Annotated in this window: 15 protein-coding genes; 9 read left to right on the forward strand and 6 right to left on the reverse strand. The window is 69.5% G+C overall.

The annotated features are described in order from the left end of the window. A partial coding sequence (locus tag ACSHSS_RS14795; RefSeq protein WP_445545169.1) for an acyl-CoA dehydrogenase family protein occupies positions 1-1,034 on the reverse strand: 1,034 nt, incomplete at its 3' end. Positions 1,035-1,087: 53 nt separating this feature from the next. Then, positions 1,088-2,422, reverse strand: a complete 1,335-nt coding sequence (locus tag ACSHSS_RS14800) for an MFS transporter (protein ID WP_217023966.1) — start codon at positions 2,420-2,422, stop codon at positions 1,088-1,090. Positions 2,423-2,744: 322 nt separating this feature from the next. On the opposite strand from ACSHSS_RS14800, the gene ACSHSS_RS14805 reads away from it, so the two are divergent. The 3 genes from ACSHSS_RS14805 to ACSHSS_RS14815 all read left to right on the forward strand — a co-directional run bounded on the left by ACSHSS_RS14805 (position 2,745) and on the right by ACSHSS_RS14815 (position 5,020). After that, the gene (locus ACSHSS_RS14805; RefSeq protein WP_006415200.1) at positions 2,745-4,028 is read left to right on the forward strand and encodes an aromatic ring-hydroxylating oxygenase subunit alpha; all 1,284 of its coding nucleotides are present in this window, start codon (positions 2,745-2,747) and stop codon (positions 4,026-4,028) included. Continuing rightward, positions 4,025-4,528 (forward strand): aromatic-ring-hydroxylating dioxygenase subunit beta, encoded by a 504-nt coding sequence (locus ACSHSS_RS14810; RefSeq protein ID WP_006397863.1) that lies wholly within the window; start codon positions 4,025-4,027, stop codon positions 4,526-4,528. Before ACSHSS_RS14805 ends, ACSHSS_RS14810 begins: the two co-directional genes overlap by 4 nt. A gap of 105 nt (positions 4,529-4,633) precedes the next feature. Continuing rightward, positions 4,634-5,020, forward strand: coding sequence for a tautomerase family protein (locus tag ACSHSS_RS14815; RefSeq protein WP_217023967.1), 387 nt, complete (start codon positions 4,634-4,636; stop codon positions 5,018-5,020). A gap of 44 nt (positions 5,021-5,064) precedes the next feature. Here ACSHSS_RS14815 and ACSHSS_RS14820 read toward each other — a convergent pair whose 3' ends face one another. Then, positions 5,065-6,618 carry a sensor histidine kinase gene (locus tag ACSHSS_RS14820; RefSeq protein WP_217023968.1) on the reverse strand — a complete coding sequence of 518 codons (1,554 nt, stop codon included), beginning with the start codon at positions 6,616-6,618 and terminating at the stop codon, positions 5,065-5,067. A gap of 130 nt (positions 6,619-6,748) precedes the next feature. Between ACSHSS_RS14820 and ACSHSS_RS14825 the strand changes: the two genes are divergently transcribed. The 5 genes from ACSHSS_RS14825 to ACSHSS_RS14845 are packed head-to-tail and all read left to right on the forward strand — an operon-like array spanning position 6,749 to position 10,860. Then, positions 6,749-7,942, forward strand: a complete 1,194-nt coding sequence (locus ACSHSS_RS14825; protein ID WP_217023969.1) for an acyl-CoA dehydrogenase family protein — start codon at positions 6,749-6,751, stop codon at positions 7,940-7,942. Between the two features lie 47 nt (positions 7,943-7,989). After that, on the forward strand, positions 7,990-8,367 hold the full coding sequence (locus ACSHSS_RS14830; protein WP_006397858.1) for a hypothetical protein: 378 nt from the start codon (positions 7,990-7,992) through the stop codon (positions 8,365-8,367). Positions 8,368-8,378: 11 nt separating this feature from the next. Beyond that, positions 8,379-8,912 carry a nuclear transport factor 2 family protein gene (locus tag ACSHSS_RS14835; protein WP_035953904.1) on the forward strand — a complete coding sequence of 178 codons (534 nt, stop codon included), beginning with the start codon at positions 8,379-8,381 and terminating at the stop codon, positions 8,910-8,912. A 31-nt stretch (positions 8,913-8,943) separates the two neighbouring features. Next, positions 8,944-10,068, forward strand: coding sequence for an amidase (locus ACSHSS_RS14840; RefSeq protein WP_217023970.1), 1,125 nt, complete (start codon positions 8,944-8,946; stop codon positions 10,066-10,068). A 48-nt stretch (positions 10,069-10,116) separates the two neighbouring features. Then, positions 10,117-10,860, forward strand: a complete 744-nt coding sequence (locus tag ACSHSS_RS14845; RefSeq protein ID WP_105789443.1) for an SDR family NAD(P)-dependent oxidoreductase — start codon at positions 10,117-10,119, stop codon at positions 10,858-10,860. Between the two features lie 40 nt (positions 10,861-10,900). Here the strand turns inward: ACSHSS_RS14845 and ACSHSS_RS14850 are convergent, their stop codons facing one another. Next, complete coding sequence (locus ACSHSS_RS14850; protein ID WP_217023971.1) at positions 10,901-11,533, reverse strand: response regulator transcription factor; 633 nt, start codon at positions 11,531-11,533, stop codon at positions 10,901-10,903. Positions 11,534-11,847: 314 nt separating this feature from the next. Between ACSHSS_RS14850 and hpaC the strand changes: the two genes are divergently transcribed. Beyond that, positions 11,848-12,402 carry a 4-hydroxyphenylacetate 3-monooxygenase, reductase component gene (hpaC, locus tag ACSHSS_RS14855; RefSeq protein ID WP_012217599.1) on the forward strand — a complete coding sequence of 185 codons (555 nt, stop codon included), beginning with the start codon at positions 11,848-11,850 and terminating at the stop codon, positions 12,400-12,402. Positions 12,403-12,420: 18 nt separating this feature from the next. Here hpaC and ACSHSS_RS14860 read toward each other — a convergent pair whose 3' ends face one another. Together ACSHSS_RS14860 and ACSHSS_RS14865 are read right to left on the reverse strand one after the other, a co-directional pair. Continuing rightward, positions 12,421-13,695 carry a YbfB/YjiJ family MFS transporter gene (locus ACSHSS_RS14860; RefSeq protein WP_217023972.1) on the reverse strand — a complete coding sequence of 425 codons (1,275 nt, stop codon included), beginning with the start codon at positions 13,693-13,695 and terminating at the stop codon, positions 12,421-12,423. Then, complete coding sequence (locus ACSHSS_RS14865; RefSeq protein ID WP_105825499.1) at positions 13,692-14,195, reverse strand: GNAT family N-acetyltransferase; 504 nt, start codon at positions 14,193-14,195, stop codon at positions 13,692-13,694. The genes ACSHSS_RS14860 and ACSHSS_RS14865 overlap by 4 nt, the downstream gene beginning before the upstream one ends. Positions 14,196-14,358 lie beyond the last annotated feature (163 nt).

A 14,358-nucleotide genomic window follows, 5' to 3' on the forward strand; every position in this document is an offset into this window, starting at 1 on the left:
TGGGACGATTCGCTCCATAAGGCTTGACTTGGTAGACGGTTACTCAGTCGCAGCAGATTCGCCTGCGACGGCGAAACGGGCCGGCCCGCGACGAGCGACGCCCACACCTGTTCGGCGGTTTCGTAGAAGAACGCGCGCGCACTGCGCCAGTCAGCCTCGGCCTTTGCGAGCCCTGCGCGGTAGTACGGGCGATCGGCGAGACGCGGCGCGCCCGTCGTGGTCTTCGTCGCGCCGGACATCGCGGTCAGCAGATCAAGCGCCGCGCGCGCGAGGCCGACGTTGACGGCCGCATGGACCTGCGCCTGATACGCGACGGCCGGATAGCGGTACAACGGCTCGTCGACGGTCGGTTCGCCGCCGCGCACGAAGGTCCATGCGTCGGCGACGAATCTGTCGTCGAGCGCGAGGTCGTGGCTGCCGGTGCCCTGCATGCCGACCACGCGCCAGTTCTCGACGATCTCGACTTCGGCGGCCGGAAACACCGCGGTGAACGGCTTGCCCGGCGCGCCGCCTTCGCCCGGCGCGCCGCCGATGCCGACGCCGATCCAGTCGGCCCCTTTGCAGCCGCTCGCGAAACGCCAGCGCCCCGACACGCGATAGCCGCCCGCCACGCGTTGCGCGGGCTGCAGCGGATAGAGACCGCCCGCGAACACCTGATCCGGCCCGTTCGCATAGATCGTGCGCTGCGTGTCGAGCGGCAGCGCCGCGAGATACGTGTTCGCCGAGCCGAACGCGGCGACCCACGCGGCCGAGCCGTCCGCGACGGCGATCCGCTCGAGCATCGCGACGAATTCGTGCGGCGGCAACGCATCGCCGCCGAACTGCTTCGGCGTGCCGGCGCGGAAGATGCCCGCGCGCTTCATCAGCGCGATCACGTCGCGCGGCACGTGCGACAGCCGGTCGAACTCGTCGCGCCGCCGCTCGACTTCGGCAATCACCGCATCGAGCGGCAGCGGCGACGTGTCGTCGGATTGCGGCGCGAGGCCGGAAGGTGTGGCCGGCTCGAATGGGCGAACGACGGTGGAAGTTTGCATGGCGATGTCCTGATCCTGAAATGACGAAGGGAAAGCGAAGGGGCGAGCGGCGTTCAGCGCACGCGGTGCGCATCGCGCGCCGCCTTCGGATAGGTTTCCGGCGCGATGCAGGTCGCGACGATGGTGATCGCGCCGAGCACGATCAGATAGATGACGATCGGCGCCGCGCTGCGGTAGTGCGCAAGCAGTGCGGTCGCGATCATCGGCGACAGGCCGCCGCCGAGCACCGACGCGATCTCGCGTCCGATGCCGAGGCCCGAGAACCGCAGACGCACCGGCAGCAGCTCGCTGATGAAGGCAGGCTGCGCGCCTTCGAGAATCCCGATCGCGACGCTGTTCGCGAGAATCAGCGCGGCGAGCACGTACACGAACCGGCCCGACTGGAGCAGCACGAAATACGGGTAAGCGATCAGCACGACGACGATTGCGCCGACCAGGTACACGGGCTTGCGGCCGATCCGGTCGGTGAGCCGGCCGGCCGCAAGCGTCACCGGAATCATCAGCAGCATCGAGATCACGAGCCCGCTCAGCAGCCACGACGCGTCGAGGCCGATGAACTTGCCGTAAGCGAGCGAGAACGAGAAGAACAGGTACGACACCGCGCCTTCGCCGAAGCGCAAGCCGAACACGGTCGCGACTTCGCGCGGGCACTCGCGCAGCACGTCGACGAGCGGCGCCGCGCTCGCATGCTGCTCGGAACGCACGTGCTCGAACGCCGCGCTTTCGCCGACCGAGCGGCGCATCCACAGGCCGAAGCCGACCAGCACGATGCTCGCGAGAAACGGGATACGCCAGCCCCAGCTTTCGATGTCGGCGCCAGGCAGGCGCTGCACGAGCAGAAACGCGGCCGTCGACAACACGAAGCCGAGCGCGGCGCCGCACGGGCTCCACGCGGCGAGCGCGCCGCGCCGCTCGGCGGGCGCGTTCTCGTGGATCAGCAGGATGCTGCCGCTCCATTCACCGCCCGCGGCGAGACCCTGCAGCACGCGCAGCAGCACGAGCGCGATCGGCGCGGCGATCCCGATCTCGCGATAGGTCGGCAACAAGCCCATCCCGGCGGTCGCGACGCCCATCGTCAACATCGTCAGCATCATCACGGTCTTGCGGCCGTACCGATCGCCGATGTGGCCGCACAACAAGCCGCCGATCGGTCGCGCGACGAAGCCGACCGTGAAGCCGCCGAACGCCGCGATCGTGCCGGTCAGCGGATCGGTGCCGACCGGAAAGAACAGCTTGCCGAACAGCAATGCGGCGGCCGTGCCGTACAGGAAGAAGTCATACCATTCGAGCGCTTGTCCGACCACCGCGGTCGTGACCGCACGGCGAACCGAACCGGCATGGCGGGAGACGGATAGCGTAACCGTCGAGGTGGGTGCGGGTGAGTGCATCGGAGGTTCCGAAAAGAATGTCAGGGATCCTGCTGAACCGGCAGTCGGCGGCAGCCATGCGATCGAGTCGATGCTGCGTGCGACCCACGATAAGAGCGGCCCCCGATCGCGGTCAAATTCCCGCCAAAAATGCCCGCCATGAATCGCGTGCATGGTGGCCGCGCCGCGAACGCCGCACATCGCGTTATCCACGGGATTTATCCGACTGCCGTTTTTAGATCGATTTGACCGATGCGCAGGCGGCGACGAAACTGGCTTCGTGATCCGCCCGAGGCACGCACGCCGACGTCTCGGTCCCTCGCACTCTTTCCCCACGACGACGATGAACGACATTCCGTATCAGACGATCGACACGCGTGCGCTGCACGGTCTCGCGCAACCCGATCGCATCGCACCCGCGCTCTATCACGACCCGGCGCTGTTCGAAGCCGAGCTCGACCGCATCTTCTACCGCACCTGGATCTGGGTCGCGCACGATAGCGAATTGCCGCGCCCCGGCGACTTCATCACGACGACGATCGGCCGCCAGCCGGTGATCGTCGTGCGCGACAAGACCGGCGAAGTGAACGTGCTGCAGAACCGCTGCCGCCATCGCGGCGCGACCGTCTGCGAAGCGCACAAGGGCAACGCGAAAGGCTTCACGTGCCCGTATCACAGCTGGTCGTACGCACTCGACGGCACGCTGCGCGCGCTGCCGTACGGCGACGGCTACGAAGGCGTGTGCGACAAGGGCGATCTGCCGCTCGTGAAGCTGCGCGTCGGCGTCTATCAAGGGCTGATCTTCGCGAGCTTCAACGACGAGATCGAGCCGCTCGAGGACTTTCTCGGCGGCGCGAAGCCGTGGATCGACCTGTTCATGAAGCAGGGCGCCGGCTATCCGATCAAGGCCAACGGCGAACACAAGTTCCGCTTCAAGGGCAACTGGAAGATCCAGCTCGAGAACACGACCGATCTCTATCACTTTCCGGTCGTGCACAAGTCGTGGATGAAGTCGATCGACGACGAGACGGCCGCCACGATCACGAGCTTCATGACGAGCGACGCCGCGTTCTGCCGTTCGCTCGGCAACGGCCACAGCCTCGCGGTGCTGATGCCGGAGCTCGTCGATCTCGACGACGACGACGGCGCACCGCTGCCCGAGCGCTTTGCGCCGCTCGCCGCGAAGCTCGCCGAGCGGCACACGCCGGAACAAGTGCGGCGCATCGTGCGCTCGCTGATGGGCGTCGGCTTCAACCTGAACCTGTTTCCGAATCTCGCGCTGTCGATGGCGTTCTTCCGCGTGCTGCGGCCGATCTCCGCGACCGAAACCGAGATCCGTCACGTCGCGCTCGCGATGGACGGCGGCCCCGACGAAGCGAACCGCGAGCGACTGCGGATCCACGAGCACTTCCAGGGCCCGTTCGGCTTCGGCAGCCCGGACGACGCCGAAGCGTGGGAGCGCGTGCAGCGCGGCGCGTATGCGGGCCCCGACGTGCCGATTCTCGTGAACCGCGGACTGAACCGCGAGACCACCGCCGCAAACGGCGAAAAGACCGCGCACGCAACCGATGAAACCGGCATGCGCGAAGCGTATCGGCAATGGCGCACGATGATGGAGCAAGCATGATGGACGACCGCAACGCACTCTTCTCGCAGCAGACCTTCGCGCGCGCGGTCGAATTCGTATGGCGCGAAGCCGAGATGCTCGACCGCCGCGACTATCGCGCATGGCTCGACCTGTGGGATCCGGCCGGCCACTACGTGGTGCCGATCGATCCGCAGACGACCGACTTCGCCGCGACGCTGAACTACGTCTTCGACGATCGCGACATGCGCGAGAAGCGCGTGCAGCGCATGCTGTCGGGCTACTCGGCGTCCGCGTCCGATGCGGCGCGCACCGTGCGCACCGTGTCGCGCTTCACGCTCGAAAGCAGCAGCGCCGATACTGTCGAGCTGAAGTCCGCGCAGGTCGTCGTCGCGTACAAGCGCGGCACGACGACGTTGTTCGCGGCCGACGTCACGCACCGCTTGCACATCGATGCGGACGGCGAGCTGCGGATCGCCGAGAAGGTCGTGCGGCTGATCGATTCGACCGAAGCGCTGAGCGCGATCGGCTTCCTGCTGTGACGCGGATGCCGGTGCGCGGCTGCAGTCGCGCCGTGCACCGGCAGCGCGCGAACGCGCGCATCCGCTTGTTCGCTTCAATTACCCGCCGCGATTCCGCGAACCACCATGCCCACACTCGAAGTTTTTCTGCCGGCCGGCCACGACGATGCACGCAAGGCCGAACTGATTGCGCGCCTGACGCACGCGACCGTCGATGCGATCGGCGCACCGGCCGAATCGGTGCGCGTGCTGCTGACCGAACTGCCCGCGACGCACATCGGCCTCGGCGGCCGTAGCGCGGCCGACGGCGCGCCGCCCGCGCTACCGGTGATCGTCGCGATCCTGATCGCCGGCCGCACCGACGCGCAAAAGCGCGCGCTGATCGCCGCACTCTCCGATGCCGGTGCAAACGTGCTCGACGCACCGCTGCAGGCGACGCGCGTGATCATCAAGGACATCCCGAATACCGACTTCGGGATCGGCGGTCAGACCGCAGGCGCATTGGGGCGCTGATCGTGCCACGCACGCCGCCGGCCGCCCGCAACACGCGCCCTGCGCTACGCGCGTGCGTCGGCGAGCGGCAGCGTCACGCGGCAGTCGAGGCCGCCGCCCTCGGCGCGACGCGCGGCGATGCGGCCGCCGTGACGCGTCACGATGCTCTTGCACAGCGACAGTCCGATGCCGTTGCCGCCGGCCTTCGACGACGAAAAACCGTCGAACAGCCGATCGTGCGCATCGTCGGCCACACCGGGCCCGTTATCGATCGCACGCAGCTCCGCGAGCGCGCCGACCTGCGCGGTGCCGAGCGTCAGCCTGCGCGTCGCGCGCTCGCAGCCGGCGAAGGCCTCGATCGCGTTGAATGCGAGGTTCAGGATCACCTGCCCGATCAGCACGCGTTCGCAGCGGACCGCCAGCGGCACGTCGGCCTGCACGATCGACACCGTCACGCCCGCTTCGCGCGCGCGCAGCTCGATGAAGTAGGCGACGTCGGCGAGGATGTCGCGCAGGTCGGCAAGCACGACGACCGGTTCGCGCTTCACGATGAATTCGCGCACGCTCTTGATGATCAGCGCCGCATGCTCGGCCTGCCGGTCGGCGCTGCGCAGCCCCCAGATCGCATCGTCGACGTTGCCGCGCGCGCCGAGCCGCTGCACCGCACCCTCGATGAAGTTGCGCACGGCCGCGAGCGGCTGGCTCAGCTCGTGCGCGATCACGGTCGCCATCTCGCCCATCGCGTTGTAGCGGCCCGCGTACTCGAGCATCCGCGCTTCCGCGCGCCGCGCCTCCTCGATCGCGACTTCGTCGCTCACGTCGCGAAAATGCACGAGCAGCCCGTCGAGATCGCCTTCGATCTCGACCTGCCGGCACGCGACGCGCAGCCAGCACGTCGAGCCGTCGCGCCGCACGAACCGGTAGCGCTGCGGTTCCGACGGGCACGTCGACGGCGCATCGCGCAACTGCGCGACGAGCCGCGCACGATCGTCCGCGCTGCAGTAATCGAGCACGTCGCCGACCGCCTCGTCGGCCGCGAGGCCGAGCACGCGGCGCCCCGACTCGCTGATGAACTGCACGCCGCCATGCGGCGTCACGACCGCGATCCCTTCGTCGAGATCCTGCATGAACTCGCGCAGCCGCGCCTCGTAGCGGCGCAGCTGCTGACGAATCGCCTCTTCCGCGCTGATGTCGCGAAACTGCACCATGACGACGTCGCGCCCGCGCAGCGGCACGTAGGTCGCGATCGCCTCGGACAGCATGTCGACGCCCGTACGCGACCGGTAGCACCACTCGTACACCTGCGGGCCTTCGACAATCGCGCGGTCCATCGCGCCGACGCCGATCTCGCGACGGTACTTCGGCTCCGGCCGCGTCATGTCCGGCGCCTTCAGCGGCAGCAGCTCCTCGACGGAAAAGCCGAGCGCGATACAGGCCGCACGGTTCGCCCAGACGATCGCCTTGGTCTGTGCGTCGTGCAGCAGCACGCAGGTCGTCAACGCATCGAGCAGCCGGTGGAAGTCGTCTTCGTCGGGAAAGCGCATGGTCGGGTCCGGAACGAGCCGCGCGGCATCGCGCGGGCGGACGCCCAACATAGCACCGGCCCGCGTCGATCGCATCTGAAGATTTCTTTAGGACGGCACGGAACGTCACCAGTCGCGCGGCCTAGCGCACCAATTGCTGCGTGTTTTCGGCGTTCCTAGACTGGGGCCTGTCTTTTTCGAACCGCTATCCGCCCAGGAGACGATCATGCAACACGCCGCCGCTGCCATCGACACCGCCCCTCGCCCGGCACCGCCCGCTTGCGTGCCCGACGCGCGGCTCTCGGCACTCGACGCCGTGATCGAGACCGTCACCGCGCGACGCGACGAATTCGACCGGTTGTCGCACGTGCCGCGCGACGTGATCGCGCTGTTCAAGGAGGCCGGCATCTATCGCGCGGGCACGCCGCGCCGCTTCGGCGGCGATGCGCTCGCACCCGGCGCCTTCCTCGAGACGATCGAGCGGATCGCGACGGCCGACGGCTCGGCCGCGTGGGTCGCGAGCTTCGGTTCCGCGAACGTCTACCTCGCCGCCTTGCCGCTCGACACGCAGGCCGAACTCTACGCGAGCGGCCCCGATCAGGTATTCGCCGGCGGCCTGTTTCCGGTGCAGCCCGCGCAGCCCGCACCGGGCGGCTGGCGCGTCAACGGCACGTGGAAATTCGCGAGCGGCTGCAAGGGCGCCGACTGGCTCGGCGTCGGCATCGCGGTGCCCGGCGCGCAGGACGCGGCGCCGAACAAGCCGCGCACGGCCGTGTTTCGCGCGGCCGACGTCGAGATCGTCGAGAACTGGAACGTGGTCGGCATGCAGGGCACCGGCAGCCATGATTTGCGCGTGAACGACCGCTTTGTCGCCGAAGCGTGGACGTTCGTGCGCGGCGGCGAGCCGACCGTCGACGAGCCGCTGTATCGGTATCCGACGATCGCGTACGCGGCGCAGGTGCTCGCCGTCGTGAACCTCGGCCTCGCGCGCGCGGCGCTCGACGTCGTGAACCGCATGTCGGGCGGCCGGCAGACGACGACGGGCGCGCCGCGCCTTGCCGACCGCGCGTACTTCCGCATCGAGCTCGCGAAAGCCGAGGCGCAGCTGCGTTCGGCGCGCGCGTTTTTCTACGACGCGACCGACACGGTATGGCAGTCGATTCTCGCCGGCAACGCGGTAACGCCCGACCAGGTCAGCCTGCTGCGCCTCGCGGCCACGCATATCGCGCGCGAAGGCGCGAGCGTCGTCGAACGCGCGTACCGGCTCGGCGGCACGCCGGCGATCTACCGCACGCATCCGCTGCAGCGGCTGCTGCGCGATGCGATGGTCGTCACGCAGCACGCGTTTCTCGCCGAAGGCAACTTCGACGGCGCGGGCGCCGTGTTCACCGGCGTCGCACCGTTTCCCGGCTATCTGTAATGCGCGCCGCGTCGCGGCGCCCGACCGACTCTTCTGGAGACCCTCACATGTCCGATTCGAATCCGCTGCCGCTGCGCGTGCTGTTCTGCTGCGGCGTATCGCAAAACTTCTTCGACCTGCCGCGCGAACAAATCGGCGAAGTGTGGCAGGCCTACGGCGCGATGCTCGCGGCCGTCGAAGCGATGCCCGGCGTGCGCGTGCTCGGCGTCATGGATGACGACCGGCTCGTCGTCGGCCACGCGGACGGTGCGCCGTGGACGTTCTACATCATGGCCGACGTCGCCGATTTCGACACGGCGGTCGCCGTCTGCAACCTGTATCGCACCACGCCCGTCGGCGAATACAACCTGTGGCGCTACGGGAAGATCGAGGCGCGCGTCGGCCGCGCGCTGACCGTGCCGCCCGCCGCGCGGCCGGCATCGTAAGGAGCGCGACGATGAGCGACACGACCGAACGCGCTGCGGCACACACGCTCGACGCGCTCGCGCGCCGCGTGGCCGCGCTCGAAGCGGAACGCGCGGTGCGCGCGACGATCGCGCGCTACATGGCGCTGTGCGACGTGCCGGAAGCGGCCGGCGACGGCCCGGCGCTCGACGCGCTGTTTACGCCGGACGCCGTATGGGAAGGCATCGGCCCGCAGTACGCGCAGAAGTTCGGCCGCCTGGAAGGGCCGGCCGCGATCGTGGCGATGCTGCGCCGCTATCTGCCGCCCGATCCGCACTTCGGCGCGAACCTGCACTTCCTGACCTCGGAGACGATCGACGTCGCGGCCGACGCCACGGCCGCGCGCGGCCGCTGGATCATGCTGCAGGCGTCGCGCTACGCAGACGGCTCCGCGGAGCTGATCGGCGCGCGGCTGACCGTCGATTTCGCACCGGCGCAGGACGGCCCCGCATGGCTGATCCGGCATTTCCGCACCGAGCGCGTGCTCGACGGCCCGTGGCCGCTCGCTGCCGCGCAACGGCCCTGAACTTCTCCACCGCGCTCGCGCGACATCGCATATGACAGGCTTCATCGACACCTTCACGCTCGGCGGCCCGGGGCCGACGATCGCCATCAAGGACACGATCGACATCGCGGGCTATCCGACGCGCGCGGCGAGCCGCGCGCTCGCCGACGCACCGCCCGCCACGCAGCACGCCGACGTCGTGCGTCTGCTGCTCGACGCCGGCTGGCAGATCGCCGGCAAGGCCAACATGCACGAGCTCGCGTTCGGCATGACGGGCATCAACGACTACACCGGCACGCCGCTCAATCCGCAGGATGCGTCGCGCATTCCCGGCGGTTCGTCGAGCGGCTCCGCGTCGCTTGTCGGGCTCGGCGTCGTCGATGCGGCGCTCGGCACCGACACCGGCGGCTCGATTCGCGGGCCGGCCGCATGCTGCGGCGTGTTCGGGCTGAAACCGACGTTCGGCCGCGTGTCGCGGCGCGGCGTCGCGCCTGCCGAGACGACGCTCGACTGCGTCGGACCGTTCGCGCGCGACATGGATACACTGAGCGCCGCGATGGCCGCGATCGCGCCGGGCTTCGACCGCGTGCGCGCGGCGGCGTCGGCCGCCGGTTGCACGGTGGCGCAGCTTGTCGTCGACGCGGAGCCGGCCATCGCGCGCGCATTGCGGGCGGCGCTCGATGCGGCCGGCCTGCGCACGCACACGCTCGTGCTCGACGATCTGCACGCGGCGTTCGACGCGGGGCTCGTCGTCATCAACGCCGAGACGTCGCGCGCGTTCGGCGATCTGGTCGCGACCGGCCGGCTCGGCGCGGATCTCGATGCGCGGCTGCGCGCGGCGGCGACGACGACGGCCGCCGCGCTCGACGCGGCCGAGGCCGTGCGCGCGCGCTTCACCGCGCAGGTCGACGCGGCGCTCGAACACGCGGACGCACTCGTGCTGCCGACGCTGCCCGCGCTGCCGATCACGCTCGATGAGGCGCGCAACGGCGTGTCGGTGATCGCGATGTCGTCGCTGATCCGGCCGTTCAACCTGAGCGGCCATCCGGCGCTCAGCGTGCCGCTGCCGCTCGACGGCTCGCCGCTGAAGGCCGGCTTGCAGATCGTCGGACGCAAGGGCGCGGACGAACAGGTGTGCGCGCTCGCCGCGCATGTCGCCGCGGCGCTCGCCGCCTGAACCACGATGCGTGCGCGCAGGCGCATGCGAACCACGGAATCACGCACCATGTCAGACCGAGTCGTACTCGTCACCGGCGCCGCCCGCGGGCTTGGCGCCGTCATTGCCGAACGCTTCCATGCGGCCGGCTATCGCGTCGCGCTGGCCGACATCGCGGCCGACGCGATCCGCGCACACGCACGCGACCTCGATCCGGACGGCACGCGCGCGATCGCGATACCGCTCGACGTCACGTCGAAACGCGACTTCGAAGCGGCGCGCGATGCGCTCGTCGCGCGCTGGGGCGAGGTCGACGTGCTCGTCAACAATGCGGGCGCATCGAAGGTCGTGCCCGCGATGGAGATCACCGCCGAACAGTTCGATCAGGTGATCGACGTGAACCTGCGCAGCGTGCTGTTCGGGTGTCAGGTATTCGGCCAGTATTTCGCGACGCGCGGTGCCGGCCGCATCGTCAACATCGCGTCGCTCGCCGGCCAGAACGGCGGCTCCGCGACGGGCGCGCACTACGCGGCCGCGAAAGGCGGCACGCTGACGCTGACCAAGGTGTTCGCGCGCGACCTCGGCGCGCACGGCGTGACCGTGAATGCGATCTCGCCCGGCCCGCTCGACCTGCCGATCGTCCATGAAAGCGTCGCGCCCGAAAAGCTGCGTCAGGTGCTCGCGAGCCTGCCCGGCGGCCGGCTCGGCTCGGCCGGCTTCGTCGCCGACGCGGCCGTGCTGCTCGCGTCGGGCGACGCGTATTTCGCGAACGGCGCGTGCTGGGACATCAACGGCGGCCTGTACATGCGCTGAGCGCGAGGTACACGGCCCGCCGCAACCGTTTCGTCGGCCGCTATCGCGGCCGTTCGCGTTCGTCGCCCCAGACGACCATCACGTCGCGCACGAGTGCGGCGATCGAGGTCGCGCCGAGCTTCTCCTTGATGCTCGCGCGATGCACGTCGACGGTCTTCACGCTGATCGACAGATCCGACGCGATCTGCTTGCTGCCCTTGCCGTCGACGACGCCCTGCAGCACCTCCTTCTCGCGCGCGGTCAGCGCCGCGAGCCGCTCGCGCAGTTCGCGATGGCGCCGGTCGGCCGCATGCCGCTGCTGCGCGAGGCGCAGCGCGCGCTGCACGCGTTCGAGCATCTGCTGCGAGTTGTACGGCTTCTCGACGAAATCGATCGCGCCGTTCTGCAGCGCACGCACCGACATCGGAATGTCGCCGTGCCCGCTGACGAAGATCACCGGCAGCGTCGCACCGCGCGCGTTCAACTCGGCCTGCACGTCGAACCCGCTTTTTTCCGGCATCCGCACGTCGAGCACGAGGCAGGCGGGCGAGTTCGCATCGAAGCGCGCGAGAAAATCCGCCGCGTTCGCGAATCCCTCCGACGCGATGCCGACCGATTCGAGCAGCCATGCGAGCGAGGTCCGCATGCCGCCGTCGTCGTCGACGATATATACGATCGGAGCGGGTGACGTCATCGGGGTGTCTCGCATGATTGGGGAGGATTGTGCGCCGTACATCGGCGATGGCGCACGTGCGCACGTCGGGCGCGGCACACACGTGCGGCACATCATAGCGAGCCGAAAATACGCTGAAAACCCCTGCGTGCCGCGCGTGCGTGCCGTGTCGCGCCTTTTTTCGCATGCAGGGTAGTGCGACTAGGTAGAACCTTTAGCGCGGTTGGCGCGAACGCCATGTCGTGCGTCAATCGTGCGAATGTCCGTCCGCTTTTTCTCGACGTACGCTCGATCCTGTCCGGCGAATCGCCGTCTTCATTCGATCAGGAGCGCTCATGTCCGCCACGTCCCCGACCACCGATTCCGCCCCCGCGGTGCGCGCCGAGCCGTCCGACGCGCAGAAGGCGTTCCGGCACGCGATGGCCCATCTCGGCGCGGCCGTCAACGTGATCACGACCGCCGGCCCGCACGGCCGCTGCGGCATCACCGCGAGCGCCGTCTGTTCGGTCACGGATACGCCGCCGACCGTGCTCGTCTGCCTGAACCGTTCGAGCGCGATGCACGCGATCTTCGAACGCAATCGCCATGTGTGCATCAACGTGCTGCCGGCCGAACACGAAATGCTTGCGCGGCATTTCGCGGGCCTCACCGAGCTGCCGATGGAGCGGCGCTTCGCGCTGCCCGTCTGGGACCGCGGCGCGCACGACGTGCCGGTGCTACGCGATGCGCTGGCGAGCCTGCAAGGGACGATCGCCGGGATGCAGACGGTCGGCTCGCATTCGGTGATGTTCATCGAGGCGACGTCGATCCGCGTGCGCGACGACGGCGACAGCCTCATCTACTTCGGCCGCGCGTTTCATCGCGTGTCGCGCGGCGCCTGCGTGCGCTGACGGCGCCGCGTGCGCCGGTTATGCGGCGCGCCGCAGCGCGCGCTGCGCGGCCGCCAGCGCCGCACCGGCGAACAGCGTCAGCGCCGAATACACGAGCCCGCGCGCGAGCCCTGCGCTGTCCGACACCCAGCCGATCGCGACCGGCCCCGCGATCTGCCCGAAGGCGAAGATCGTCGTAAATGCGCTGATGCCTTTCGGCCAGCCGTCGGGCGGCAGGTTGTGCCGCACGAATGCCGTCGTCGACGCAACCGCCGACAGGAACGTCGCGCCGAACAGTACGCCCGACACGAACGCCGCGGCCGGATGCACGATCAGCGCCGGCATCAGCGTCGCGATGCCGAGCAGTGCGTTGAGCACCGCGAGCGCCTGCCCGCCGCGCATGCGGTCGAGCAGCCCCGACCACAGCCGCGCCGAGACGATCGTCGCGACACCGAGCATCACGTAGAACGCGGACACGACCGTGCCGCTCATTCCCGCATCGCGCAGCAGCGCGACGATGAACGTCATATAGCCGATATAGCCGACGCCGAATAGCCCGTAGCCGCCGAGCGCAAACGCGAAGCGCGCCGGGCTCGCTCGGGCGGCCGCTGCATCGTCGACGCGCGCGGGCGGCGGACGATGGTTGTGCTCGATGCGGCGCGCGGCCGACACCGCGATCGCTGCGCACAGCACGCACGCGAGCGCCAGCGCGAACCACGCCGGCTGCCAGCCGTGCGCGCGATGCACGAGCGTCGCCGGCACGAGCAGCGACGACGCGACGATGCCCCAGCCCGTTCCGCCGTAATAGAGGCCGAGCAGCAGCCCCGCATCGCGCGGCGACGCCGACGCGAGACGCGCGGCCAGCACGCCGCCGCTGACGAAGATCAGCGCACTGCCGATGCCCGTCGCGAGCCGCTGCACGAGCAATGCCTGCATGCCGACCGTGACGCCGCACGCGGCCATCAGGCAGGCGGTCAGCACGCACCCCGCCGCGAGCAGCGTGCCGGCGCGCCAACGGCGCGACAGCCACGGGAAGGCGAGCGCGCCGAACAGATAGCCGGCCGCGTTCGCGGTGTTCAGCGCGCCGGCCTGCGCGAAGCTCCAGCCGAGGTCGGCCTTCATCGGCGGCAGCAGCAGCGCATACGAGAAGCGCGCGAGACCGAGCGCGATCGCGCTGCCGAGCGACAGGCCGATCGCGAGCCGCCACGCCGCGATGCGGCTGCGATCCGTCGTGTGTGCCGATGCAGCGCGCGGCGGCGCAGCGGCGTGCGTCGGCGCGTCGTTGCGCGCGGTCGAACGGCGCGGCGGCTTCATGCCTGCGCGTCGCCGCCGAGCCACTTGAACATCACGAGGCAGTCGACGAAGCCGAGCCGCGCATGGCGATACGCGCGCGGCAGCCGGCCGACGATCTCGAAGCCGAGCTTCTGCCACAGCGCAACCGCGACTTCGTTCGTCGCGACGACCGAATTGAACTGCATCGCGAGAAACCCGCGCTCGCGCGCGACCTGCTGCGAGTGCTCACACATCAGGCGCGCGACGCCGCGTCCGCGCGCGGCCTCGCCGACCATGTATCCGCAGTTGCACACGTGGTTGCCGGGCCCCGCCGCGTTCGCTTTCAGGTAATACGAACCGAGCAGCACGCCGTCCTCTTCGGCGACCCACGTGCAAAGCGGCGCGTCGAGCCAGAGCGCGCGTGCCGCCTCGAACGTCGGCGCGGGATCGAGCGCGTACGTTTCCTGCGCGGCGACCACCGCGCGGTAGGTCGGCCAGAAGCGCGCGAAGTCGTCTTCGGTCATCGGGCGAAGCGTGATCATGCGGGTCCTCGAGAGAAGGGATCGGACGGCGAACAGGCGACGCCGCGTTGCACGCCGCCGCCGACATCACCGGATGGTGCCAGAAACGCGCGCGGCACGCGCGTGCCGGTGCGCCGCGTACGGGGCTGCAGGCGACGGACGGCGATGTGCTTGGGCGCTTGCT

This window comes from Burkholderia sp. BC1 (assembly GCF_052683555.1).

Coding starts and splice junctions, on each gene's coding strand:
- ACSHSS_RS14800 (WP_217023966.1), bottom strand. CDS start 2,422: ATGCACTCACCCGCACCCACCTCGACGGTTACGCTATCCGTCTCCCGC.
- ACSHSS_RS14805 (WP_006415200.1), top strand. CDS start 2,745: ATGAACGACATTCCGTATCAGACGATCGACACGCGTGCGCTGCACGGT.
- ACSHSS_RS14810 (WP_006397863.1), top strand. CDS start 4,025: ATGATGGACGACCGCAACGCACTCTTCTCGCAGCAGACCTTCGCGCGC.
- ACSHSS_RS14815 (WP_217023967.1), top strand. CDS start 4,634: ATGCCCACACTCGAAGTTTTTCTGCCGGCCGGCCACGACGATGCACGC.
- ACSHSS_RS14820 (WP_217023968.1), bottom strand. CDS start 6,618: ATGCGATCGACGCGGGCCGGTGCTATGTTGGGCGTCCGCCCGCGCGAT.
- ACSHSS_RS14825 (WP_217023969.1), top strand. CDS start 6,749: ATGCAACACGCCGCCGCTGCCATCGACACCGCCCCTCGCCCGGCACCG.
- ACSHSS_RS14830 (WP_006397858.1), top strand. CDS start 7,990: ATGTCCGATTCGAATCCGCTGCCGCTGCGCGTGCTGTTCTGCTGCGGC.
- ACSHSS_RS14835 (WP_035953904.1), top strand. CDS start 8,379: ATGAGCGACACGACCGAACGCGCTGCGGCACACACGCTCGACGCGCTC.
- ACSHSS_RS14840 (WP_217023970.1), top strand. CDS start 8,944: ATGACAGGCTTCATCGACACCTTCACGCTCGGCGGCCCGGGGCCGACG.
- ACSHSS_RS14845 (WP_105789443.1), top strand. CDS start 10,117: ATGTCAGACCGAGTCGTACTCGTCACCGGCGCCGCCCGCGGGCTTGGC.
- ACSHSS_RS14850 (WP_217023971.1), bottom strand. CDS start 11,533: ATGACGTCACCCGCTCCGATCGTATATATCGTCGACGACGACGGCGGC.
- hpaC (WP_012217599.1), top strand. CDS start 11,848: ATGTCCGCCACGTCCCCGACCACCGATTCCGCCCCCGCGGTGCGCGCC.
- ACSHSS_RS14860 (WP_217023972.1), bottom strand. CDS start 13,695: ATGAAGCCGCCGCGCCGTTCGACCGCGCGCAACGACGCGCCGACGCAC.
- ACSHSS_RS14865 (WP_105825499.1), bottom strand. CDS start 14,195: ATGATCACGCTTCGCCCGATGACCGAAGACGACTTCGCGCGCTTCTGG.